This is a genomic window from Planomonospora sp. ID67723, assembly GCF_015711605.1.
Lineage (GTDB): Bacteria > Actinomycetota > Actinomycetes > Streptosporangiales > Streptosporangiaceae > Planomonospora_A.
On record NZ_JABTEZ010000002.1, the window covers coordinates 1,463,672 to 1,487,075 of the forward strand.

Annotated in this window: 19 protein-coding genes and 1 riboswitch; of the genes, 6 read left to right on the plus strand and 13 right to left on the minus strand. The window is 71.2% G+C overall.

Annotation, left to right across the window (positions count from 1 at the left end; all coding sequences use genetic code 11):
• Nucleotides 1–182 precede the first annotated feature (182 nt).
• Complete coding sequence (locus tag HS041_RS19195) at nt 183–1,523, plus strand: IS630 family transposase (protein WP_230879130.1); 1,341 nt, start codon at nt 183–185, stop codon at nt 1,521–1,523.
• A 120-nt stretch (nt 1,524–1,643) separates the two neighbouring features.
• Nucleotides 1,644–3,986, plus strand: coding sequence for an ExeM/NucH family extracellular endonuclease (locus HS041_RS19200; RefSeq protein WP_196442021.1), 2,343 nt, complete (start codon nt 1,644–1,646; stop codon nt 3,984–3,986).
• A gap of 171 nt (nt 3,987–4,157) precedes the next feature.
• Here the strand turns inward: HS041_RS19200 and HS041_RS19205 are convergent, their stop codons facing one another.
• Complete coding sequence (locus HS041_RS19205) at nt 4,158–4,796, minus strand: class I SAM-dependent methyltransferase (RefSeq protein WP_196442022.1); 639 nt, start codon at nt 4,794–4,796, stop codon at nt 4,158–4,160.
• A 128-nt stretch (nt 4,797–4,924) separates the two neighbouring features.
• Between HS041_RS19205 and trxA the strand changes: the two genes are divergently transcribed.
• Nucleotides 4,925–5,293, plus strand: a complete 369-nt coding sequence (trxA, locus tag HS041_RS19210) for a thioredoxin (RefSeq protein ID WP_196442023.1) — start codon at nt 4,925–4,927, stop codon at nt 5,291–5,293.
• A 111-nt stretch (nt 5,294–5,404) separates the two neighbouring features.
• On the opposite strand, the gene HS041_RS19215 is transcribed toward trxA, so the two are convergent.
• Nucleotides 5,405–6,736 carry a class II 3-deoxy-7-phosphoheptulonate synthase gene (locus tag HS041_RS19215; protein WP_307845368.1) on the minus strand — a complete coding sequence of 444 codons (1,332 nt, stop codon included), beginning with the start codon at nt 6,734–6,736 and terminating at the stop codon, nt 5,405–5,407.
• Nucleotides 6,737–6,873: 137 nt separating this feature from the next.
• Nucleotides 6,874–8,091 (minus strand): FAD-dependent oxidoreductase, encoded by a 1,218-nt coding sequence (locus HS041_RS19220; RefSeq protein ID WP_196442024.1) that lies wholly within the window; start codon nt 8,089–8,091, stop codon nt 6,874–6,876.
• A gap of 368 nt (nt 8,092–8,459) precedes the next feature.
• On the opposite strand from HS041_RS19220, the gene HS041_RS19225 reads away from it, so the two are divergent.
• Nucleotides 8,460–8,756: a hypothetical protein gene (locus tag HS041_RS19225; RefSeq protein WP_196442025.1), complete on the plus strand. Its 297-nt coding sequence runs from the start codon at nt 8,460–8,462 to the stop codon at nt 8,754–8,756.
• An 88-nt stretch (nt 8,757–8,844) separates the two neighbouring features.
• Here HS041_RS19225 and HS041_RS19230 read toward each other — a convergent pair whose 3' ends face one another.
• The 9 genes from HS041_RS19230 to HS041_RS19270 form a co-directional block, all read right to left on the minus strand.
• On the minus strand, nt 8,845–9,834 hold the full coding sequence (locus HS041_RS19230; RefSeq protein ID WP_196442026.1) for a phosphotransferase family protein: 990 nt from the start codon (nt 9,832–9,834) through the stop codon (nt 8,845–8,847).
• Between the two features lie 51 nt (nt 9,835–9,885).
• Complete coding sequence (locus tag HS041_RS19235) at nt 9,886–10,767, minus strand: aldose 1-epimerase family protein (RefSeq protein WP_196442027.1); 882 nt, start codon at nt 10,765–10,767, stop codon at nt 9,886–9,888.
• 79 nt (nt 10,768–10,846) lie between these two features.
• Complete coding sequence (locus HS041_RS19240; RefSeq protein WP_196442028.1) at nt 10,847–11,854, minus strand: LacI family DNA-binding transcriptional regulator; 1,008 nt, start codon at nt 11,852–11,854, stop codon at nt 10,847–10,849.
• A 30-nt stretch (nt 11,855–11,884) separates the two neighbouring features.
• Nucleotides 11,885–13,306: a GH1 family beta-glucosidase gene (locus tag HS041_RS19245; RefSeq protein WP_196442029.1), complete on the minus strand. Its 1,422-nt coding sequence runs from the start codon at nt 13,304–13,306 to the stop codon at nt 11,885–11,887.
• Nucleotides 13,303–14,184 (minus strand): carbohydrate ABC transporter permease, encoded by an 882-nt coding sequence (locus HS041_RS19250; protein WP_196442030.1) that lies wholly within the window; start codon nt 14,182–14,184, stop codon nt 13,303–13,305. Before HS041_RS19250 ends, HS041_RS19245 begins: the two co-directional genes overlap by 4 nt.
• On the minus strand, nt 14,181–15,161 hold the full coding sequence (locus HS041_RS19255) for a carbohydrate ABC transporter permease (RefSeq protein WP_196442031.1): 981 nt from the start codon (nt 15,159–15,161) through the stop codon (nt 14,181–14,183). Before HS041_RS19255 ends, HS041_RS19250 begins: the two co-directional genes overlap by 4 nt.
• Before the next feature lie 82 nt (nt 15,162–15,243).
• The gene (locus HS041_RS19260; protein ID WP_196442032.1) at nt 15,244–16,596 is read right to left on the minus strand and encodes an ABC transporter substrate-binding protein; all 1,353 of its coding nucleotides are present in this window, start codon (nt 16,594–16,596) and stop codon (nt 15,244–15,246) included.
• A 1,015-nt stretch (nt 16,597–17,611) separates the two neighbouring features.
• Nucleotides 17,612–18,337 carry a CHAP domain-containing protein gene (locus HS041_RS19265; protein WP_196442033.1) on the minus strand — a complete coding sequence of 242 codons (726 nt, stop codon included), beginning with the start codon at nt 18,335–18,337 and terminating at the stop codon, nt 17,612–17,614.
• A 15-nt stretch (nt 18,338–18,352) separates the two neighbouring features.
• Nucleotides 18,353–18,490, minus strand: a riboswitch (cyclic di-AMP (ydaO/yuaA leader).
• 118 nt (nt 18,491–18,608) lie between these two features.
• Entirely contained in the window at nt 18,609–19,436 is an 828-nt protein-coding gene (locus HS041_RS19270; protein WP_196442034.1) for an aldo/keto reductase, read from the minus strand.
• 144 nt (nt 19,437–19,580) lie between these two features.
• Here HS041_RS19270 and HS041_RS19275 point away from each other — a divergent pair, with 144 nt between their 5' ends.
• A complete protein-coding gene (locus HS041_RS19275) occupies nt 19,581–20,621 on the plus strand; it encodes a hypothetical protein (protein WP_196442035.1) in 1,041 nt (346 codons plus the stop codon).
• An 11-nt stretch (nt 20,622–20,632) separates the two neighbouring features.
• Nucleotides 20,633–21,904, plus strand: coding sequence for a DUF6716 putative glycosyltransferase (locus HS041_RS19280; RefSeq protein ID WP_307845369.1), 1,272 nt, complete (start codon nt 20,633–20,635; stop codon nt 21,902–21,904).
• A 79-nt stretch (nt 21,905–21,983) separates the two neighbouring features.
• Here HS041_RS19280 and HS041_RS19285 read toward each other — a convergent pair whose 3' ends face one another.
• Nucleotides 21,984–23,297 (minus strand): polysialyltransferase family glycosyltransferase, encoded by a 1,314-nt coding sequence (locus tag HS041_RS19285; protein ID WP_196442037.1) that lies wholly within the window; start codon nt 23,295–23,297, stop codon nt 21,984–21,986.
• Between the last annotated feature and the right edge of the window lie 107 nt (nt 23,298–23,404).

Consider the following 23,404-nt stretch of genomic DNA (forward strand, 5'->3'; position numbering starts at 1 on the left):
GGTGCGCGATCCCCTTCCAGGGTGTCCGGCACCCATCCTCGCCCTTCTGAGGGGAATCTCACATCAGGGAGGACCCTGAGAAGACCCCGGGGTCGCCGGGCCGCGCTCCGGCTGGGACCGTGCAGCGGACTCGCGGCAGGTCGACTAGTGTCATACGCCTGAAATTCGCCGCATAAGTTTCTATGCTGATTCGTATGTCGCATCCTGGTCCATCGGCGGTGGAGATCCATCTGAGTGAGGCTGAGCGTGCTCGGCTGATCGGCATGTCGGCGGAACCGTCGAGGCGGGCGATCCGGGCGAAGATCGTGCTGGCGTGTGCCGAGCCGGGGGCAAGTAACGCGCAGGTGTCGCGGGACCTGGGAGCAGCTCTGGCCACGGTACGCAAATGGCGGGCGGCCTTCGCCCACGGCGGGATCGACGGGCTGATCGACCAGGCGCGTCCAGGACGACCGAAGTCGGAGTTGACGGTGACCGGCCAGGAACGAGCCACGCTGCAGCGATGGGCACGACGGGCCAAATCGTCACAGGTCCTGGCGATGCGGTCGAAGATCGTGCTGGCGTGTGCGGACGGCAAGGACAACCAGCAGATCGCCGCTGAACTGCGGGTACATCCCGATACGGTGTCCAAATGGCGGACCCGGTTCAGCCGGCTGCGACTGGAGGGGCTCATCGACGAACAGCGGCCGGGCCGGCCGCCGTCGATCACCCTGGACCAGGTCGAACAGGTGGTGGTGGCGACACTGGAGGAGACGCCCACAGGGGCCACGCACTGGTCACGGGCCTCGATGGCCGAGCGCAGCGGGCTGAGCAGGTCGACGATCGGGCGGATCTGGCGGGACTTCGGACTCAAGCCGCATCGGACCGACACCTTCAAGCTGTCGAGCGATCCGTTGTTCGTGGAGAAGGTCGTCGACGTCGTGGGCCTGTATCACAACCCGCCGGAGCGGGCCGTGGTGCTGTGTGTGGATGAGAAATCGCAGATCCAGGCCCTGGACCGGTCCCAGCCGGTGCTGCCGATGATGCCGGGGATGCCCGAGCGCCGCACCCATGACTACGTGCGCAACGGGATCACCAGCCTGTTCGCCGCGTTCAACGTCGAAGACGGCACCGTGATCGGTGAACTGCACCGACAGCATCGCGCCACCGAGTTCAAGAAGTTCCTGATCACCATCGACAAGAGCGTCCCCGCCGAGTTGGACGTCCACCTGATCTGCGACAACTACGGAACGCACAAGACCCCGGCGATCAGGGCGTGGCTGGCTCGTCATCCTCGGTTCCACATGCATTTCACCCCGACCGGCTCCTCGTGGATCAACCAGGTCGAGCGGTGGTTCGGCTATCTGACCGAGCAGTTGATCCGGCGGGGAGTCCACAAGAGCGTCCAGGCCCTGGAGAAGGACATCCGCGCCTGGATGGATCAGTGGAACGATGATCCCAAGCCGTTCGTGTGGACCAAGAGCGCCGAAGAGATCCTGGAATCCCTCGCTAAATATTGCCGACGAATTTCAGGTGCAGGACACTAGGTCAAGGCCAGCCGATGTTGCCCGCCGCCGATCGACATGAAGTGTCAATCTTTGCCGATTTCACCTTCCGTCCACTTATAGGCGGACCTAGGGGGATCGAATGGGCTCTACGCTCCTGCCATGCGTGCTTTATCCCGGGCGCTCGCCGCCCTCGCGGCCGTCGGCGTCACCGCCGCCGGCGTCGCGGCTCTCACCTCGACTCCGGCGCTGGCCGCGCCGGGCTCCGTCGTCGTCAGCCAGGTCTACGGCGGCGGCGGCAACAGCGGCGCCCCGTTCGCCAACGACTTCGTGGAGCTGTTCAACCGCAGCTCCGCCCCGGTCGCCCTGGACGGCTGGTCCGTCCAGTACGGCAGCGCCACCGGCACCGGCACCTTCGGGTCCGGCACGGTGCCCCTGTCCGGCACCCTGGCGCCCGGCCAGTACCACCTGGTCCAGCTCGCCGGCGGGGCCAACGGCGCCGCGCTGCCCGCGCCCGACAGCACCGGCTCGATCAACATGAGCGGGAGCGCGGGCAAGGTCGTCCTGGTCCGCTCGGCCGAAGGGCTGGCCTGCAACGGCGGCTCCGTGCCCTGCACCCCCGAGCAGACCGCGCTCATCGCCGACCTCGTCGGCTACGGCAGCGCCAACTACTTCGAGGGCACCGCCGCCCCCGGCCTGTCCGCCACCACGGCCGGACTCCGCGGGAACCACGGCTGCGCCGACACCGACGCCAACGGCACGGACTTCGAGGCCGCCGCGCCGGCGCCGCGCAACCGGGCCACCACCCCGGCGCCCTGCGGCGACGTCACCCCGACGCCGACTCCCACGCCGAGCCCGACCCCGACGGGCGAGCCGTGCGAGACCCCCGCGACGCATCAGATCGCCCAGGTCCAGGGCAGCGGCGACGCCAGCCCGATCGTCGGCCAGACCGTCCGCGTCGAGGGCGTGGTGACCGCCGACTTCCAGCAGGGCAACCAGCTCAACGGGTTCTTCCTGCAGGACCCGACCCCGGACGCCGACCCGGCCACCTCCGACGGCCTGTTCGCCTTCGCCCGCGCCTCCTTCAAGGACGTCAAGGCCGGTGACCGCGTGCTGGTCACCGGCAAGGTCGTGGAGTTCAACGGCTGGACCGAGATCTCCCCGGTCGCCGCCGTGGACGTCTGCGGCACCGGCACGATCGCCCCGGCCAGGCAGAACCTGCCGCGCGCCGAGGGCACGACCTTCGAGCCGGTCGAGAGCATGCTCGTCACCTTCCCCGAGCCGCTCACCGTCACCGACCACTACAACCTGGGCCGTTACGGCGAGATCAACCTCGCCTCCGACGGACGGGTGTACCAGCCGACCGACCGGCCGGGCGTGGACGCCGCCAGGAACGCGCGCCGCACCCTCCTCGTGGACGACGGCTCCACCGCGGAGAATCCGCCGGTCATCCCGCACACCGACCCGCGCGTGGTCCGGCTGGGCGACACCACGCTCGGCGTCACCGGCGTGGTGGGCTACGGCTTCGGCAAGTACCGGCTCCAGCCCACCAAGCCGATCACGTTCCTGCGCACCAGCCCGCGCCTGTCCAAGCCGCTCCCGGTGGGCGGCAACGTCAAGGTGGCCAGCTTCAACACCCTCAACTGGTTCACCACCCTGGGCTCGCGCGGCGCGAACACCGCCGAGGAGCAGAAGCGGCAGCTGGCCAAGCTGGTCGCCGCGCTGAAGGGCATGGACGCCGACGTGGTGGGCCTGATGGAGGTCCAGAACAACGGCCAGACCGCGCTCCAGGCGCTGGTCGACGCGCTCAACGCCGAGGTCGGCGCGGGCACCTACGCGGCGCTCGCCCACCCGTACCCCGGCACCGACCTCATCCACGTGGCGATGATCTACAAGCCCGCCAAGGTGAAGCTCGTCGGCGCGGCCCAGTCCTCGACGGACCCGGTCTTCCGGCGGCCCCCGCTGATCCAGACCTTCCGCCGGGTCCAGGGCGGCCAGCCGTTCACGGTGCTCGTCAACCACTTCAAGTCGAAGGGCTGCGACGCCCAGGCCACCGGCCCGGACGCCGACGCGGGCGACGGCCAGAGCTGCTACAACGGAGAGCGCGTCCGCCAGGCGCGGGCCACGCTCGGCCTGATCGAGAGCCTGGACCTGCCCAACCCGCTGGTCCTGGGCGACCTCAACGCCTACGGCGAGGAGGACCCGATCGACACCCTGGAGGCCGGCGGCCTGGACAGCGTGACCAAGAAGTTCGTCCCGGCGCCGCTGCGCTACAGCTACCTCTTCGACGGCCAGCTCGGCGAGCTCGACCACGCCCTGGCCGGCAGCCAGCTGCTCAAGCGGGTGACCGGCGCCACGATCTGGCACATCAACTCGGATGAGACCAGGTCTCTCGACTACAACATGGAGTACAACCCGCCGGGCCTGTACGCGCCCGACGCGTTCCGCTCCTCCGACCACGACCCCGTGATCATCGGCCTGCGCCTGCCGGGCGGCAAGCACTGAGCGTGGACGTCGAGACGTCCGAGAGGGGCCTCGCCCCGCCGTCACCGGCGGAGCGGGGCCCCTTCCCCGTCCCCTCACGCAGGTTCGGGGGCAGGCTTGTCGCAGGTCATGTCCCCGCCCGATCGGTCCGCGCCGACGGCATGCCGGCTTCGGAGCAGACCGCTGAGGCCGTCACCGGCGGTGCACGCTCACCGCGTAGCCGCCCCCGTCGTAAGGGGCCCCGTCCCACGTCGCCAGGCGCCGCTCCAGGACCAGGCCCGCCGCCGCGCACCACGCGTCGTACTCCGGCAGCCCGGTGGGGGCCGAGGCCAGCGGGAGGTGCTCGGCGTCCAGCCCGAACCCGGCTACCAGCCTCCCCTCCGGCCGCAGCAGCGCGGCGAGCCGCCGTACGGTCTGCGCCTCGGTCCCCGGCGCGAGCAGCGGGATCACGTTTCCCGCGGTGACGACCAGGTCGAAGAGCCTTTCCTCGTCCGGGCCGCCCTCCCCGGCGAGAACGGCCGGGTCGAGGGTGCTCAGGTCGGCCGTCATCCACCTCAGCCCGGGTGCGCGGCTCCGTGCCACCGCGAGCATGGACTCGTCCAGATCGACGCCCACGCATTCGTAGCCCAGCTCGGCCAGCCGGATCGCCACCCGCCCCGTGCCGCATCCGGCGTCCAGCACCCGCGCCCCCGCGGGGGCCAGTGTCGCGCAGAACCGCGCCTCCCCGTGCACGTCCGCGCCCGAGGCGGCCAGTTCGGCGAACCGCGCCGCATACCGCTCTCCGGCGTTCCCGCCCGTGATCTCCGCCCAGCGGCTTGTCGACTCTCCCATCGGCCCAGGATCCCATCCGGCCGGGCCCGCCCGTCCCGCGGTTTCCACCGGGAGCAGGGGATGGAATGCTCAGCCGGGGTACGGGGTTATGCGAGCCGTACAGACGCCCGAGACAAGAGGAGCCAGTGGTGGCGACCATCGAGGTAACCGAGAAGAACTTCAACGAGATCGCCGACCAGGGGATCGTCCTGCTGGACTTCTGGGCGGCCTGGTGCGGACCGTGCCGGACGTTCGGGCCCATCTTCGAGAAGGCCTCCGAGAAGCACGAGGACATCACCTTCGGCAAGATCGACACCGAGGCGGAGCAGGCGCTGGCCCAGGGGTTCGACATCACGTCGATCCCGACCGTCATGGCCATCCGCGACGGCATCGTCGTCTTCGCCCAGCCGGGCGCGCTGCCCGCGCCCGCCCTGGAGGACCTGATCACCCAGGTCCGCGCGCTCGACATGGAGGCGATCCGCACCGAGCTCGCGAGCGAACTGGGCGCGCAGAACTGACGCGCGGGACCGGAGAGCGGCGGAAAGCCCCGCGGCCTGGTGGCCACGGGGCTTTCGCGGTGTACGGATGGCCTGCCCGGATCCGCCCGGCGGCCTCCGGAGGGGCGGAGCTCAGGCCGAGCGGTAGAGCTCGGCCACGCGGAAGGCGAGGTCCAGCGACTGGCTCCGGTTGAGGCGGGGATCGCAGGCCGTCTCGTAACGCAGTGCCAGATCGCCTTCGACGATCTCCTGACCGCCGCCCACGCACTCGGTGACGTCGTCGCCGGTGAACTCGATGTGGATGCCGCCGGGGTGCGTGCCGAGCGCGCGGTGCACCTCGAAGAATCCGGCCACCTCGTTCAGCACGTCGTCCAGGCGGCGGGTCTTGTGGCCGCTGGGCGCCTCGAAGGTGTTGCCGTGCATCGGGTCGCAGATCCAGGCCACCTGGGCGCCGCTGGCCGTGACCTTCTCCACCAGGGAGGGCAGGCGCTCACGGATCTTCGACGCGCCCATCCGGGTGATGAAGGTCAGGCGGCCCGGCTCGTCGTCCGGGTTCAGCTTCTCGATCAGCGCGAGGGCGTCCTCCGGCGTGGTCGTCGGGCCGAGCTTCACACCGATCGGGTTGCGGATGCCGGCGAAGAACTCCACGTGCGCCTGATCGAGCTGGCGAGTGCGCTCGCCGATCCAGACCATGTGGGCCGAGACGTCGTACGGCAGGCCGGTTCGGGAGTCGATCCGGGTGAGCGCCTGGTCGTAGTCCAGGATGAGCGCCTCGTGCGAGGAGTAGAACTCGACGGTGTGGAACTCCTCGGGGTCGGCCCCGCAGGCGCGCATGAACGCCAGCGCCTGGTCGATCTCGCGGGCGAGCTGCTCGTAGCGCTTGCCGGCCGGGGACTCGGCCACGAAGTCCTGGTTCCACGCGTGCACCTGGCGCAGGTCGGCGTAGCCGCCCTTGGTGAAGGCCCGGATCAGGTTCAGCGTCACCGCGGAGGAGTGGTAGGCGCGCAGCAGCCGCCACGGGTCGGGGTTGCGGGCCTCGGGGGTGAACTCCAGACCGTTGACCATGTCGCCGCGGTAGGCCGGCAGCTGCACGCCCTCGCGGGTCTCGGTGCCGCTGGAGCGCGGCTTGGCGAACTGCCCGGCCATCCGGCCGATCTTCACGACCGGCACCTTCCCCGCGTAGGTGAGCACGATCGCCATCTGCAGCAGCGTCTTGAGCTTGTTGCGTACGGCGTCGGCGGTGGCTCCGGCGAAGGTCTCGGCGCAGTCGCCGCCCTGCAGCACGAAGGCCTCGCCCCGTGCCACCGCTGCCAGGTCCGCCTTGAGGCTGTCGCACTCTCCGGCGAACACGAGGGGCGGCAGGCCCTCCAGCTCTGTGACGACCTTCTTCAGCTCGTCGCGGTCGGGCCATTCGGGCTGCTGCGCCGCGGGCAGCCGTCGCCAGGAATCGTGGTTGATGCTCACGAATGACAGGCTATTGCAAGCCGCCTGGCGAACAGACCCTAATGTCCACGTAGTGAGAAAGTCTTTTTCCCTGGTGAGACCCCGCGGGTGATGCGGGATCCGGAGAGGGGGCGGGATCGGGCCCGCGTGCCCCCGCGTCACACCCGGGCGCGCGCCTCGGGGGTGCGCACGTGCTCGGGGCGTACGCCCAGGCCGACGAAGCGGCGGACGAGGGGCGCGACCACAGGGAGTCGGGAGAGGCCGCGCGGGAGCCGCACCGGCCCGGCGTCTCCGGCCAGGACCGGGCGGATCAGCCGGTTCTGGACCATCCGCTGGGCGAACTGGGTGATCGCGGTCGGCGGAGTGCGCCGCCGCTGCACCCGGGCCAGCAGCGACTCGGGGATCTCGCCACCGGCCAGCAGCGGCCCGGCCAGCAGATTGGCGGCGGCCACGGCGTCCTGCACGGCCAGGTTGATGCCGACGCCGAAGACCGGGGACATGGCGTGCGCGGCGTCGCCGATCACCAGTAGCCCGGGGCGGTGCCAGCGGCGCAGCCGGTTGAGCGCCACCGACAGCACGCTGACGTCGTCGAAGTCCTCGATCAACTCGGCGCGGTCGCCGAGGAAGGGCAGCATCCGGGCCACCGGCTCGCGCAGCGCCCCGGCGCCCCGGCCCTGCAGCGACTCGAAGCCGCCCTTGGGGATCACGTAGGCGAGCTGCCAGTAGCTCTCCCGGTTGATCGAGACCATCAGATGACCGGTGGAGACCCGCAGGAACGTCTCATCGGGGTCGGTGGGCTCCCGGGGCAGCCGGAACCAGAGCACGTCCATCGGGGCCCCGTGCTCGACCGGCACCAGCCCGGCGGCCCGGCGCACGTCGGAGCGGCGGCCGTCGGCGGCCACGGTGAGCGCGGCCCGCAGCTCGTGCTCCCCGTCGGGGCCGCGGTAGCGGACGCCGCGCACGCTGCCGCCCTCCCGGACCACTCCGGTCACCTCGGCGTTCATGACGAGGCGGAAGCCCGGGTAGCGCGCGGCGGCGGCGGTCACGAGGTTGAGGAAGTCCCACTGCGGGACGAACGCGATGTAGCGGTACCGGCCCGGGAGCTTCGACAGGTCGGCGAGAGGGATCTCGGCGTCGTCGGTGTGGATCGACACGCGGTGGGTCTTGCGGTGCGGGAGGCGGTGGAACTCCTCCGCCAGGCCGAGCTCGTCGAGGACCTGCAGGGTCGAGGGGTGGATGGTGTCACCCCGGAAGTCGCGCAGGAAGTCGGCGTGTTTCTCCAGGAGCGTCACCTGGACGCCCGCACGGGCCAGCAGCAGCGCCAGCACGGCCCCCGCGGGGCCGCCCCCGGCGATCACACATGTGTTCCGGCTCATAATTCATCACCCATTGAAATTATGGCACGGAACCCTCTGCGGGGGAACGGGCGCCGGGATCCGCCTGGGGGCTGAGGCGCGGGCACGCGGGTTGCGGCAGAGTGCGCGGCATGACCGTCTACGAGACCGAACGCCTGATCATCCGTGAGTGGACCGCCGGACGGGCCGACCTCGACCGGCCGTCTGCCGCAGGCTCGGCATGGTCCCTCTCGGCAGGACCCGCCGCTTCTTCGGCCTGGAATCGGAGATGTTCCGGCTCCGGCGGGACGGTTGAGCGTCCCCTGCGGAATCACCGTGCGCTTTAATCCGATTACGGATTGATATGGACGGGTAACGATAGGGACGAACCACCATCGGGGGGATGAGAAATGATCAGTATGCTTCACAAGATGGGCGTGAAGTCCGGCCTGATGTACGGCGCGGGCATCGCTTCGATCGGCCTGTCGTTCGCGTCATGGCTGACCTCCAAGAACGTCGAGAACGCCAGCCTCGCCCGGGCGGACCGCTGGGGCATCTTCATCGGCGAGTGGGCGCCCACCTTCTTCGCCATGGGCATCGCCCTGCGCATCGAGGAGACCCACGCGAGCAACGCCCAACTGTCGGAGCGCGAGATGTTCGACAGCACCTACGCCGAGGGCCGGATGCCCTCGCACGCCCGGGTGTAGCCGGACACCTGCGGACGGGCCGCGCCTGACAGGGGCGCGGCCCGTCCGTGTGCCCGCGGAGCCGCCCGCGGGAGGGAAGGGGGCGGGGCTACCGGCCCGAGGAGCGCAGCAGGTCGAGGGCGCGGACGACGGCGGCGGCGCTGAGGTCGCGCAGGGGGGCGTACTCCTCCTCCGGATACTGGCGCGGGCCGTTCTCGACGAGAAGGATCAGGGCGAGGTAGGCCCGGTAGAGGGCCATCCGCACCAGGGCGCCCTCGTCGAAGGGGACGACGCCACCCGCCTCGCGGTATCCGGCCACGATCTCGTCGCTCTCCTCGAGCTCACCGAAGATCGTCGGGGTGACGAAGTCGGCCAGGGGGTCGCCCCAGAAGGCGCGCTCGTGATCGATGATCGCCTGGATCCGGGCCGGGCCGCCGTTCACGGAGCCGGGGGTGAGGAAGACGTTGCCCGGCCAGACGTCGAAGTGGACCAGCGACGGCACGCTCACCTCGTCGAGGGCCCACGCGGCCGATGCGACGGCCGCCGCGATGGAGTCGGCGGGCAGCGGGAGCGCGATGGAATAGCGCCGGGCGTCGTCCAGGATCGCGCCGGTCATCGACAGGAAGGCCGAGCGCCAGGTCGGCCCGGTCAGCCCGGCGTGCGGGTAGCCGTACACGTCGCCGGTGACGGTGTGCAGCCGTGCCAGGTGGCCGCCGAGCTCCCTCCGCAGGACTCCGGACGGCGCCTCGGGGGCGTGGTTCCACGCCACCCCGTCCAGCACGGACAGGATCAGGTAGTCGCCGCCGAGCACCGGGTCGTCGAACCCGGCGCACAGCAGCTCGGGGCCCGGCAGCGGGGCCAGGCGGTAGACCATGGCCTCGGCGCGCAGCAGGTTGCGCTCGTAGCGGAGCTGCTCGAGCTCGGGCGGGGGCGAGAGCTTGAGCACCACCTCGCGGCCGTCGTCGAGGGCCAGCCGCCAGACCGCGTTGGCGAACCCGTCGGTCAGCTCGGCGGAGGAGACGACGCCCGCTCCCAGGGCCCGCCGGATCAGTTCGTCGAGCTCGGTCCCGGTGAGCGCCCGCTTGGTTCTGCTCTGCATCGCCTCTCCTCGGATGACGGCGTCGGTGAGGGCCTGGATCGCCGGAGGCGCTCAGCAGGGGAAGATCGTCCAGGAGTGCTCGGCCTTCTCCCCGGGCTGGAGGACGATGAGGTCGGTACCGGAGTTGAAGGCGTCCGGCGGGCAGGTCATCGGCTCGACGGCCAGCCCGGCGTGGTCGAGCCCGGTTCCGGTGCACACCTGCACCCAGGGCATCGCCGCCGCCTCCCATCGGATTCCGACGCCGCCCTCCGGACCGCGCACCCGTACTCCGGCCAGCCCGTCGTCCTCCGGGACGAGCCCGGTGAAGGCGTGGTCCACGGCGGTGGCGCCGACGACGCGCGCGGTCCTGAAGTCGTACGGCGTCGCCGAGACGTCCTCCAGGGAACGGGGCAGCAGCGCCTCGTCCACGAGCAGCACCCGGCCGGCGGGAAGATGGAGCTCGTACTCCTCGACGTCGCCGCCGGCCAGCAGCCACGGGTGCGGGCCGCAGCCGTACGGCGCGGCCTCCTCACCGAGGTTCTGGGCGGTGAGCGTCGTGGTCAGCCCCTCGGGGGCCAGGGTGTAGAGCACCTGCAGGGCCAGGGTGAACGGGTAGCCGGGGACCGGGGTGATCGTGTGCGCCAGCCGTACGTGGTCCCGGCCGTCCTCCACCGCCTCCCACGCGACCTCGGCGACCAGCCCGTGCAGGGCGTTGCCGCGGTCCTCCTCGTTGACGGGCAGGCGGTGGGCCCGCCCGGCGAAGCTGTAGGAGGCGCCGCCGACCCGGTTGGGCCAGGGGGCGAGCAGGGTGCCGCTGTAGCAGGGGATCGCGCCGTCGGCGGGCCAGCTCGTCACCAGGTCGCGCTCACCGCGGCGGAGCACGCGCAGGGCCGCGGCCCGCTCGGTGATCTCGGCGCGCAGGGCGCCGCTGCTGAGGGTGAACTGCCGGGACACGGGGGGTCCTTTCGCCAGGGGGACGACGGAGGTGGAGGGATGCCGCCGGCTCACGGATGCGCAGGCGAGCCGGCGCCGGTCACGCAGAGGCCCGCTCGACCAGGTGGGTGTCCAGGATCACGACGGGCTGCTCCAGGTGCTCGCCGTTGATCCGGGCGACGAGCAGGTGGGCCATCTGGCGTCCCATCGCCTCGGTGGGCTGGTGCACGCTGGTCAGGGCGGGGGAGGAGTGCGCGGCCGCCGGGGAGTCGTCGAAGCCGATCACCGCGACGTCGCCGGGGATGTCCTTGCCCTCCTCGCGCAGGACCCGCATCGCGCCCAGCGCCATCGGGTCGGAGGCGGTGAAGACCGCGTCCACGTCGGGGGTGTCCGCCAGGAGCGCGCGCATGGCGGACATGCCGCTCTCCTCGCTGAAGTCGCCGTAGGCCACGATCTCCGGCACCCCGGTGGCGAGCAGCGCGTCGCGGTAGCCCGCCAGACGGTCGACGCCCACCCCCATGTCCTGCGGCCCGGCGATGGTGGCGATCCGGCGGCGCCCCTTGGCCAGGAGGTACTTCACCGCCTGGCGGGCGCCGGCCCGGTTGTCGACGTCGACGTAGCTGTAGGGGTCGAGGCCGATCGGGCGGCCGCCGATGACGGTCGGCACGCCCATCGCCTCCAGCCGCCCGGGCAGCGGGTCGGCGCCGTGCAGCGAGATCAGCAGCACGCCGTCGACGTGCTGCCCGGTCAGGTAGTGCTCCAGCCGCTCGTGATCCTGCGCCGACTGGGCCATGGCCAGGATGAGCTGGAGGCCGGTCTCGGACAGCGCCGAGCCGATGCCGCGGATGGTCCCGGCGAAGTAGGGCTCGTCGAAGACCCGCAGCTCCGACTCCGAGACCACCAGCGCGACGGTGTCGGTGCGCCGGGTGACCAGTGCGCGGGCGGCCCGGTTGGGCACGTAGCCCAGCTCGTCGATCGCCCGGTGCACCGCGTCGCGGGCCTTCTCGCTCACCTTCGGCGAGCCGTTGATGACCCGCGACACCGTGCCCCGGCCGACTCCGGCCAGAGCGGCGACCGCCTCGAGCGTCGGACGACGGTCGCCGTTCATTTTCGCCCCCATGGAAGAATCGATGACCCTTTATTCTGCCGGACCGCTCAGGCCTCCGCGCCTGATGGTATCGGCATACCAGAGAGCGCTCTCTTTCGGAACTCTCCGCTGGGTCTCGTAGTCGACGTGGACCAGCCCGAAGCGCTTGCCGTACCCCCACGCCCACTCGAAGTTGTCCATCAGCGACCAGGCGAAGTACCCCTCGAGCGGGACGCCCGCCTCGATCGCGGCGTGGCAGGTGCGCAGGTGGGCCTCGATGTAGGCCAGGCGCTCGGGGTCGCTGACGGCCCCGTCGGTCATGACGTCGTCGAAGGCCGCGCCGTTCTCGGAGATGACCAGCGGGATCCGCGGGTACTCCCGGGTCAGCCGGAGCAGGATCTCGTGCAGTCCCGAGTCGTCGATCTCCCAGCCCATCGCGGTGACCGGGCGCCCGGCGTTGACGAACGAGACGTGCTCGCTGCCCACCCACGGCGAACCGGTGTCGGTGGGCGCGGCCGCCGCAGACGCCGCGCCGCCGGGCACCCCGGAGACGGTGAACCGGCTGTAGTAGTTGATCAGCAGCATGTCCAGCGGGGCCGAGATGACGGCCAGGTCGCCGTCCCGGGCGAAGTCCGCCATCGCGCCCAGGTCCTGCAGCACGTCGGCGGGGTACTCGCCCTTCAGCAGGGCGTCCAGGAAGAACCGGTTCTGCAGCCCGTCGATGCGGCGGGCCGCGTCCAGGTCGGCCTCGGAGCCGGTCTGCGGCGAGATCGCGTAGAGGTTGACGCAGCCGCCGATCCGGCTGTCGGAGCGCTGGGCCCGCATGGCCTGTACGGCCAGGCCGTGCGCGAGCAGCAGGTGGTGCGCGGCCCGCAGCGAGGCGGCCGGCTCCCGCCGCCCGGGGGCGTGCTCGCCGGAGGCGTACCCGAGGAAGGCCGCGCACCACGGCTCGTTGACCGTGCTCCAGTTGCGGACCCGGTCGCCCAGGGCGTCGTGCACGAGGGCCGCGTAGTCGGCGAAGCGCTCGGCGGTGTCACGCGAGGGCCAGCCGCCCGCGTCCTCCAGCGCCTGGGGCAGGTCCCAGTGGTAGAGCGTCACCCACGGGTCGATGCCCTTGGCGAGCAGCTCGTCGACGAGCCTGCTGTAGAAGTCCACGCCCTTGGCGTTGGCCGCGCCGCCGCCGCCGGGCTGGATCCGGGGCCAGGAGACGGAGAACCGGTAGGCGCCCAGGCCGAGCTCGGCCATGAGCGCGACGTCGTCGCGGTAGCGGTGGTAGTGGTCGATGGCCACGTCGGCGTGCTCGCCGTTGACCACCCGGCCGGGCTGCCGGACGAAGGTGTCCCAGATGGAGGTGCCGCGGCCGTCCTCGGAGACGGCGCCCTCGATCTGGTAGGCGGAGGTGGCCGCACCCCAGGCGAAACCGGCCGGGAACACCAGATCGGGGCTCTGAATATGCGTCTCTTGCGTGGTCACGCCTTGACCGCACCTTCCATGAGTCCGCCGACGATCTGCCGGCCGAATGCGATGAACACGATGATGAGCGGGAGGACGGAGACGGCCGTGCCGGTGAAGAGCATGGCGTAGTCCGTGCCCTGCGCCTGGTTGAGCGCCGCGATCGAGGTCTGCACCACCGGGTTGTCCGGGTTCAGCACGATCGACGGCCACATGAACTCGTTCCAGTTCTGCATGAAGGTGAGCAGGGCCAGAACGGCCATGCCGGGCCGTACCGCGGGCAGGATGACGTTGGCGTAGATGCGCATGGTCGAGGCGCCGTCGACGCGCGCCGCCTCGACGAGCTCGTCCGGCACGGCCTGGGTGGTGTACTGGGTCATCATGAAGACCCCGAACCCGTTGACCAGGAAGGGCAGGATCACGGCCTGGATCTGGCCGGTCCAGCCGAGGGTCACCATCATCTCGTAGAGCGGGACGATGCCCATCTGCTGGAGCGGGACCATCATGGTCAGCAGGATCGAGCCCAGCAGGATCTTGCTGCCCTTGAACTTCAGCTTGGCGAAGGCGAAGCCCGCCAGGGTGGAGATGACCACCACGGAGAGGGTCACCGTGGTGGCGATGATGGCCGAGTTGATCAGGCCGGCGGCGAAGTAGGCGTTCTCGTTGTCGAGCAGCTGCCGGATGTTCTCGCCGAGGCGGCCGCCGGGGAGCAGCGGAGGCGGGGTGTCCAGCGCCTCGTCCTTGCTCCGCGTGGCCATGATGAACATGTAGTAGATCGGGAACGCCGACAGCACGAGGGCGAAGGCGAGGACCACCTTCGTCAGCGGGCCCGCGTCCCAGATGCGGTTCGCCGCGGATGCGGGGCCCGCCGGGCGCCGCCGGGTCTGGATCGCCGTCACTTTTTACCCCCGATGCGGCGGGTGAAGGAGTAGTTGATCAGGATGCCGACGAGGATCAGCGCGAACAGCATCCAGGCGGCGGCCGAGGCGTAGCCCATGTCGAAGTCGCGGAAGGCCTCCTTGACGATGAACATGGCCACCGTCTGGTACTGGCCGGTGGCGCCGCCCGCCATCGTCGGGTTGCCCTCGAACATGACCGGTTCGGCGAACAAGGTCAGACCGCCGATGGTGGAGACGAACACGACGAAGACGAGCGTCGGGCGGAGCATCGGGACGGTGATCTGCCAGAACTGCCGGCGGGGCGAGGCGCCGTCGAGGGAGGCCGCCTCGTAGAGGTCCTTGGGGATCGTCTGCATGGCGGCCAGCAGGATGATCGCGTTGTAGCCGGTCCAGCGCCAGTCGATCATCGTGGAGATCGCGATCCACGCCGTCCAGCTCTGGTTCTGCCATTCGATGGCCTCGACGCCGAACAGACCGAGGAACCAGTTGATCATGCCGTAGTCGCGCCCGTAGAGCTGGGTGAAGACCACGGCGACCGCGACGACCGAGGTCACCAGCGGGAGCAGGATGCCCAGGCGGAAGAAGAGCCGGCCCCGGATGCGCTTGTTGAGCGCGTTGGCGAGCATCAGCGCCAGGACGAGCTGCGGGATCGTCGAGATGACGAAGATCCCGAGAGTGTTGACCACCGCGTTCCAGAACGCCTCGTCGGCGATCAGCTCGGCGTAGTTGTCGAGTCCGAGGAAGGTCTTGTCCCCGGCGAGCTCCCAGTCGTGCAGGGACACCCAGGCGGTGTAGACGAGCGGGAAGAGGCCGAAGACGGCGAAGAGCAGGAAGTACGGCGAGACGAGGAAGTAGGGGGTCGCGCGGAGGTCGAACCGGGCGAGTCCGTTGCCGCCGCGTCCCGAGCTCCGGTGCCCGGAAGCCCGGCGGGGGCCCTCCGGCCGCGCCGGAGCGGGGGTGTCGACGTTCAGGGTCATCGGTCAGCCTTTCAGCGGGGGGCAGGCCACGGGCCCGGCGGCGGGATGGCCGCCGCCGGGCCCGTGGAGATCGGGACGGGGATCAGCCCGCTGCCTTGGTGCCGGCCTCGACGAACTTGGTCCAGGCCTCGCCGTAGGGGATCGAGCCCTTGTCCATGCCCTCCAGGACCTTCTCCGCCGCGGTCTTCACCTGGGCGTGCTTCTCACCCAGGAAGAGGGGGAGCAGGTCCTTGACCGAGGCGCCGAAGATCTGGCCGGTCGGCGCGTCGTTGAAGAACTCGTTCTTCAGGTCGGCCACCGCCGGGTCCTGCTGGGCGGGCAGGGAGCTCGGGAAGGCTGCGGCCTCCTGGAAGGCCAGGACGTGGCCCTCCTTGCCGGTGAGGTAGTTCAGGACCTCGGCGGCCTCCTTGGGGTGCTTGCTCTGCGCGGGCACCGCGAGGTAGGAGCCGCCCCAGTTGCCGGCGCCGCCGGGAACCGCGGCCACGTCCCACTTGCCCTTGTTCTCGTCACCGGCCGCGCCGGAGACCACACCCAGCATCCAGGCCGGGCAGCCCATGGTGGCGAAGCCGCCCTTCTTGATCGCGGCGTTCCACTCGGGGGTGAAGGAGGCGAGCTTGGCGGTCAGACCGGCCTCGCTGAAGGACTTCACCGTGTCGAACGCGGTCTTGACGGCCGGGTTCTTGTCGATGACGAGCTGGTTGTTGGTGTCGAAGTAGGCGATGTTGCCGTTCTTCGGCCCTTCCTGCGACAGCACCACGTTGTAGAGGGTGTTCGGACCGTCCAGGAACTTGGGGTCGCCCTTGCCGGGGTTGGCGGCCTGGAACTTCTTGCCGACTTCCATGAAGGCGTTCCAGTCGGGCCAGAGCTTGCCGACCTCCTCGCGGTCGCCCGGCAGACCGGCCTTCTCGAACAGGTCCTTGCGGTAGCACATGGTCATGCCGCCGATGTCGGTGCCGAGGGCGAAGAGCTTGCCGTCCTTGTTGAGGCCGTTCTCCCACTTCGCCGCCGGGAAGTCGGCCTTGCGGCTCTCCAGCCCGTACTGGCCGAGGTCGGCGAAGAACTGCGGGCGGGCCTTCATCAGGCCCATCGCGCCCTCGTCGATGCCGACGATGTCGGCGGTGCCGCTGCCGGCCTGCAGCTTCTGCAGGAGCTGGGGCAGGTAGACGTCCTCGAAACGGTCGGTCAGGTTCTGGTACTTGACCTGGATGTTCGGGTGCTCGGCGTTCCACTTCTTGACGGCCTCGTCGTAGCCGAAGTTCTCGCCGCCGCCGAAGGTGTGGACGGTGATCGTCACCGGCTCGGCCGCGGCGGACGCGGAGCCGCCGTCGGCGGCGGGCTTGCTGGGCTCGCTCGAACCGCAGGAGGTGATCGCCAGGGCGGTGGCCGCCATGACCGCTACGGCCGCCAGCTTGCCCTGCCGCTTGTTGTTCAACATTCCGGACCCCTCTCAGGTGGTCGCCCGAATCGATGGGAGGTGACGTCGCAGGCCGGTCCCCGACAGCTCGGCCTCAACGGGTGAATCGTCAGCGTGTTTTGGGAGCGCTCCCACGAAGAGTGGACGAAGGGCCACCGGGGCGTCAATATCCCGAAACTCAACCGTTACATCGCGGCTACATGCCCAGGACATCTGATGGTCAACGGGGAGGAAGTGCTCAAGCAGGCACTTGGGAGCGCTCCCATCACGGGAGGTGGCATCTCGCCGCTTCCCGCCTCATACGCCCCTCGACCGGCCTCTTGGCGCAGGGCCCGGGAGGTGTCCGGGCGGCCTCCGGCCGGGAGGGGGACGTGCCGCCCCGATCGCGGCGAGGCGCTCGTGACGACCGGGCGGCCCTCCTCGCCGGTCGGGAAAGGACCGCCACCGGACCGAGGGCGCGCGGACCGTTTCGACGACGAACGGCGAAGACGTCATTCCCGCCCGAAATCCGAATGCCCGTGAAAAACTGTTTCCACGTTGACCGGAACAAGAGAAACGTGCTGTCCGCCGCCTGGCGGGGAAAGCCGTCCTCGCGCGATTCGGCCCTGGCGCGGATAAGCCGCCCCACGACACCGGGATCGCGGATCGGTGCGGCGGGCGAACGCACTGTGAGGGGTTCCTCGCCTGGTGGGAGACGGGCGGATCGCCCGGGAGGCACGGCCTCGCCTGCCACCGCCGTCACCGTGACGAGCCGCCCGGGCCCCGGTCGCCGCCGTTCCGGGAAGGAGCGGCCGTGGACGCGATCGGTGTTATGGGCGACATCGCAGGCAATGGCGGAGTCGACCGGCGCCGGCGCCTGACGTGATTCCACGGGGCGTTATTTCCGTCGTCCCGTCAAAGGCCGTGAGACGACGGCCTCGGTGCGGCCGCTCCACCGGGCGGGGATTCCGGCCGGCGCCATCACCCGGCCACTCGCGGTGGCACGGGAAAGGGGTACGGCTCACGCGGACCGTACCCCTTTCGGAAAGCTCCGTGATCAGGACGAGTAGACCGGGTAGCCGTATCCGACGACCTCCGACTCGGGCCGGACGCGCTGCTCGACGTTGCCGTTGCCGGTGTTGCCCTCGATCGTGGTGATCGTGCCGTCGCCGTTGTCGTGCTTGACGAAGCCGACGTGGTCGATCCCGTAGATGCTGTCGCCGCGGCTCCAGTCGAAGAAGACGAGCGCACCGGGCCTCGGGGTGTCGCCCCAGTGCCGGTTGTTCTGGAACCACTGGGCGTGGGAGACGGTGTAGGCGTCCCAGCCGACGGTCGGGCGGATGCCGACCTGCTCGCCGACCCACGAGACGAACATGTCGCACCAGGGGGCGTTGGCGTACCCCTGCACGTTGCCGCCGTCGCGGGCGATGGTCTCCTTCACCCGGGGGGAGGACATGTACCAGGAGTGGAACTTGGTCCCGCCGCCGGAGGAGTTCTCCCGGATCCCGATCTGCTGCTCGGCGACGGCCAGCAGCTGCGCGGCCGAGACCTTGGGCAGGCCCTCGGCGATGACCTGCAGGCGGGTCTTGGGAGAGGACGGGGCAGAGGCGGCCCAGCTCAGCTGGGGGACCTCGGCGGCGGGCGCGTTGAGGGGGTCGTGCGCGCCGGCGGCGAAGGCCTGGGGGGCGGTGACGGCGCCGCCGGTGACGGCGACGGACATCCCGAGGATCACGCGGGTCAGGTGGCGCTTCTTCGGGGGAGAGACACGGCGGTGCTTGCCCATCGAGGGATTGACTCCTTTGGCTTCCATAGCGCCTACCGGGTTAGCTGACGGGTTCGGGCTGGGAAGTGCCCTACAGCGCGGGGTCGCGCTGATTCACCCCGGGAAAGGTGGGTTCCCGGTTCCGCGGTTTCGCGGATTCGGCTCTGTGCCCACCCCATCGGCACCGGGTTCGGCGGGGTGAGTCATGACCCGGCAACGGCTGGGCAAGATGCCGGGCCGGAAGGCCTCCCCCCGCCTCCCTTCAGCAAAAGAAGCCAAAAATGCTGATAAATCAGCCCAAGCGGTTGAACGTCGCGGGGTCCGGCCCCAGGCGCGTGCCGGTGTCCAGTGCGGCGAGCGCCGCCATGTCCTCCGGGTCCAGGGCGAAGCCGAAGACGTCGATGTTCTCGGCGATCCGGGACGGCGTCACCGACTTGGGGATCACGACGTTGCCCAGCTGGAGGTGCCAGCGGAGCACCACCTGGGCCGGGCTCCTGCCGTGCTTGGCGGCGAGCTTCGCCAGGACCGGCTCGGCCAGCAGCCCCCGCCCCTGGCCGAGCGGGCTCCACGCCTCGGTGACGATGCCGCGCTCGGCGTGGTATCTGCGCAGCTCCGCCTGGGGAAGCATCGGGTGCAGCTCGATCTGGTTGACCGCCGGCACGACCCCGGCCTCCCCGAGCAGCCGGTCCAGGGTCTCCACCGTGAAGTTGGAGACCCCGACGGCCCGGACCCGGCCCTCGGCGTGGAGCCTCTCCAGGGCCTTCCACGTCTCCACGTACCTGTCCTGAGCGGGGACCGGCCAGTGGATCAGGTAGAGGTCGAGGTAGTCGAGGCCGAGCCGGTCCATGCTCGCGTCGAAGGCGCGCAGCGCGGCGTCGTAGCCGTGGTCGTCGTTCCAGAGCTTGGTCGTGACGAACAGCTCCTCGCGCGGCACCCCCGACGCGCGGATCGCACGGCCCACCCCCTCCTCGTTGCGGTAGAGCTTGGCGGTGTCGACGCTCCGGTAGCCCGCCTCCAGCGCGGCGGACACCGCCGCGGCCGCCTCACCGCCGGGCACACGCCAGACGCCGAAGCCGAGCCGGGGCATCCTCACGCCGTTGTTGAGAGTGACGAAATCCATGCCCCTCATGATCTCCCACCGGTACGGGCGCCCGGCGGACGGCACCGCACCCGGCCGTGCGGCATGCGGGCACGCGGCGGCGTAGTCGGCTGTTCACCTCCGGTTCCCGGGCGCGTAAGGCCGCCAGGCTACGGTGGCCTGGTCGTGAACGGGTCATCGCCCGGCGTGGAGGAAGACGGTCGAGACCACGCGCGGGAGCAGGGTTCGGCCGTTGCCTGGGTGGAGTCCCCGCTGCAGATGCTCTGCGTCGCGGAGGCCCACCATGCCGGACTGCTGGGCGCCCGCACCCGCCTGGTGCCCCGCGCGAGGCTGCGCCCGCTCACCGTCACCCGCCGGGAGCTGCGGCGGCTCGCCCTGCCCGACGGGCTGGAGCTGGCCGAGCCCGAACCCGGCATGCCCCGCCCGCCCCGCGGCCTGACCTGGGTGGTGGGCGACGCGTTCTCCGGGAAGGTGCAGGCCGGATGGCTCACGGCGGCCCCCCGCCGCATCGTGATCGTGGATGACGGGCTGGCCACGATCAGGCTCCTCGAACTGCTCGCCGGCCGGATGTGGACGCCGCTGCTGCGGGCCCGGGCCGCCGCGAACCCGGCCAGGACCCTGCTGGGGACCGCCGCGGGCCTGCGGCTGCGCGCCGCGGCCCGGTCCGGACGGCTGGCGGTCTTCACGGCGCTGCCGGTTCCCGCCGGGCTGGCGGAGGCCGTACGGCGCACCGGGGCCGAGCTGGTCACCCACGACTTCGCCTGGCTGCGCGCCCAGCCGCTGCGCAGGCCCCGGCCCGAGGAACGCACCGTCGTGCTGGGCACCTCGCTGGTCCGCAACGGCCTCATCCACCGCGACCGCTATTTCGGCTGGCTGGCCGGTCTCGGCTCCGCCGAGCCGGTCGCCTACTTCCCGCACCGGCGGGAGGACCCCGGCGACCTCGCCCGGGTCGGGGAGCAGCCCGGGATCACCGTCTACGACGGCGGGATGCCCGCGGAGATGACCCTGCGCGGGCTGGCCGCGGAACAGCGGGTGCTGAGCCTGCCCTCCACGGCGGTCACCTCCCTGCGGGTCCTGCTGGCGGCCCGGGGCGTCACCGTGGAGACGGTGGAGGTCCCCGACGAGTGGTGGACCGCCCGGGCGGCACCCTCGCTCCGCTCTCATCTTTCGATGTTCGCCCATCACGACACGGGAGTCAGCGGTTGAAAGTCCTGGCCGTGGCCGATTCGGATTCCTACCTGAAATGGGCCGCCTGCCTGCTGGGGGACCTGCCCCCGGGCTGCACGGCGGAGCTGACGGTGATCCGCACCCCCATCACGCCGTCTCCGGCGCAGATCCACGCCGCCGTGGCGGGAGCGCCGCGGCCTCGCCCGGCCACGGCCGGGACGGCGGGCCCGGCGCCCGGGGAGGCGGGTGAGCCGCCGGTGCTGTCGGCCCGCGCGCTGCGCCGTGCCGCCGAGCGGCTCCGGCCGGACGTGGTACTGCTGGCCTGTACCGGGCCGGTGGTGGACATCCTCGCCGGCGAGGTGCTCGCGGGTCTGTCGCCGAGGCCGGTGTTCGTCTCGGGGCTGCCCGGGATATCGATCCCGGCGACCGAGAAGGCGTGGCTGTTCCGGAGCGGGTGCGACCTGTTCGTGCTGCACAGCGGACGGGAGGTCGAGGAGTTCTCCGAGGTCGGCCGGAGGCTGGGCGGGGGCGGGCAGGTGGGGCTGGCCCGGTTGCCCTTCCTGCACGGTGACGGCCGCGCCGGCGGTCACGGCGGCGGTCACGGTGCCGCTCCCGGCGGCCGGACCCCGGGCACCGGGCCGCGTAACCGGGTGGTCTTCGCCACCCAGGCCAAGGTGCCCAGGCGGCGCGAGGAGCGCGAGCGCATCCTGGCCTCCCTGGCCGAGCTGGCGGGGCACCGGCCGGACCTGGACGTGGTGGTCAAGCTCCGCGCGCTGGACGGCGAGCGGCAGACGCACAATGAGCGCCACCACTACCAGCGCCTCTGGCAGGAGCTGGGCGGTCCCGAGGACACGCTGCGCTTCGCGGCGGGGCCGATGCGCGAGCACCTGGAACGCGCGGCCGGGTTCGTCACGGTCAGCTCGACCGCCGCGCTGGAGGCGATCGCCCAGTCGGTGCCTCTCCTGGTGCTGTCCGACTTCGGGGTCAACGCCGAGATGATCAACCTGGTCTTCGAGGGCAGCGGGGTGCTCGGCACGCTCGACGACCTGTCCCACGGGCGTTTCCTCACCCCGGACGCGGACTGGTGCCGGGCCAACTACTTCCACGACAGCTCCGAGAGCGACTGGTCGAGCAGACTGGTCGCCCTCGTCGGCCAGGCCCGCTCCGGCCGCCTGGCACCCGCCCGCTCGCTGCTCGACGGGCCGCAGCACGCCGCGGCGCGCCGCCGCGCCCGGCTCCGCGTCGAGGTGCCGCCCAACGTGCTGCGGGCCGGCTACCGGGCCAAACGCCGGATGAGCCGCTACCTGAAGACGCTCGGCTGACGAGGCGGGAGGGAGACCCGGTGGGTCTTCCCGCCCGCCTCGGCGCCGGATCCACCGGCCCGTGGGCGCGACCTCCCGGTCAGGGCAGCACCCGGGACAGGCGGCGGCGGATCCTGCCGAGAGCGCCGGACGGCGCGACGGCGGAGCCGGACGCGCAGGAGGCGGGCAGCAGGTCCAGGGAGGCCAGGCGCTGGCGCTTGAAGTAGCGGGCGGCGCCGTGCGCCTCCAGGTAGGCGGCGGCCTCCTCGCGCAGGTCCGGGTAGGCCTCACTCTGCATGCAGTAGCCGACCGCGCGGACGAGCCCCGGCAGGTCGGCCGCCGGGGGCTCCTCCAGCGAGCCGTCCGCCCCCAGCCGGGGCAGCAGGGCGTCGGTGATCGTGACGGGGACGCGGTTGCTGTTCTCGTACGGCGTCAGCCGCTCCAGCACCAGCTCCCCGCCGACGGTCGCCGCCTCCAGCCCGAAGTGGCGCCGGGCGGTGACCAGGGCGGTGGAGAAACAGCCGGTCACCAGCTCCGGCCGCAGCGCCGCGAAGCATGATTCGGCCGGGACCGTCTCCCCGGCCACCGTCAGTTCGACGCCGAGCTCCGCGGCCGTCTCGCGGAGCTGCCGCGCGTGCCGCCGCCCGGCGGCCGGATGCGGCTTGAACAGCACGGAGGCGAAGCCGCGCGCGGCCAGGGCGCGCAGCATGTCCGCGTGCAGCCCGGTCTCCTCCTCGGGGGTGAGGATGCCGAGCGCCGACAGGTACTGCCCGAGGATCATCGCCCGGCCGCCCTCCGGAGCGCCGGCTCCCGGCACGGGGTCTCCCGCGCCGGACACCTCGGCGAGGACCTGCAGGAACGCCTCGTCACCGACCGTCCGCGCGGGCACCCCGTACTCCGACAGCAGCAGCGGCGCCAGGCCCGGCACCAGGTCCAGGTGGAGCAGCCTGGTGATCCGGCCGGCGATCTCACCGGGCAGCGGGTCGCGGGTGGGGCCGTAGCTCATCAGACCGTCGGAGTAGACCGTGATCGGACAGTCCCTGATCAGCCCGGCGAGGGTCCGCGCGGGGGGGACCGCGACGGACTCCACGACCAGCTCGTCCGGGCCGTCACCCAGCGACAGGTGGGAGCAGAGCAGGCGGCCCGTCATCGGCACCTCGATGATCCGGGCCTTCCAGTCCGACGGGTGCAGCGGGGCCACGATCTCGTTCCACGACCACACCTCGTCGAAGCGCGGGCGCAGCGCGGCGAACCCCGGCGTCCCGTCCAGCGAGGGGGTGATCTCCGGGACGGCCGCGTTGTTGGAGACCAGCAGGATCCTGCGGCTCCCGCCCGGCCCGAACGCGCCCTCGTCGATCGCGGCGGCCAGCGTCATCGCGCCGAACAGGGTCGAGGCGTAGAACAGTTGCGTCATCGGATCTCCCGGTTCGGAGGCGGTGGGGAGGCCGCGGGCTCCGGCCTCGGGCGGCGGGACATCGGACCTCCGGTGTGGAGGAACCCCGCCCGGGGACTCTGCGGACC

Excerpts from the sequence above, each read along its gene's own strand:
- HS041_RS19195 (WP_230879130.1), top strand. The coding sequence starts at position 183 with ATGCTGATTCGTATGTCGCATCCTGGTCCATCGGCGGTGGAGATCCAT.
- HS041_RS19200 (WP_196442021.1), top strand. The coding sequence starts at position 1,644 with ATGCGTGCTTTATCCCGGGCGCTCGCCGCCCTCGCGGCCGTCGGCGTC.
- HS041_RS19205 (WP_196442022.1), bottom strand. The coding sequence starts at position 4,796 with ATGGGAGAGTCGACAAGCCGCTGGGCGGAGATCACGGGCGGGAACGCC.
- HS041_RS19220 (WP_196442024.1), bottom strand. The coding sequence starts at position 8,091 with ATGAGCCGGAACACATGTGTGATCGCCGGGGGCGGCCCCGCGGGGGCC.
- HS041_RS19225 (WP_196442025.1), top strand. The coding sequence starts at position 8,460 with ATGATCAGTATGCTTCACAAGATGGGCGTGAAGTCCGGCCTGATGTAC.
- HS041_RS19230 (WP_196442026.1), bottom strand. The coding sequence starts at position 9,834 with ATGCAGAGCAGAACCAAGCGGGCGCTCACCGGGACCGAGCTCGACGAA.
- HS041_RS19240 (WP_196442028.1), bottom strand. The coding sequence starts at position 11,854 with ATGAACGGCGACCGTCGTCCGACGCTCGAGGCGGTCGCCGCTCTGGCC.
- HS041_RS19255 (WP_196442031.1), bottom strand. The coding sequence starts at position 15,161 with ATGACCCTGAACGTCGACACCCCCGCTCCGGCGCGGCCGGAGGGCCCC.
- HS041_RS19260 (WP_196442032.1), bottom strand. The coding sequence starts at position 16,596 with ATGTTGAACAACAAGCGGCAGGGCAAGCTGGCGGCCGTAGCGGTCATG.
- HS041_RS19265 (WP_196442033.1), bottom strand. The coding sequence starts at position 18,337 with ATGGGCAAGCACCGCCGTGTCTCTCCCCCGAAGAAGCGCCACCTGACC.
- HS041_RS19270 (WP_196442034.1), bottom strand. The coding sequence starts at position 19,436 with ATGGATTTCGTCACTCTCAACAACGGCGTGAGGATGCCCCGGCTCGGC.
- HS041_RS19285 (WP_196442037.1), bottom strand. The coding sequence starts at position 23,297 with ATGACGCAACTGTTCTACGCCTCGACCCTGTTCGGCGCGATGACGCTG.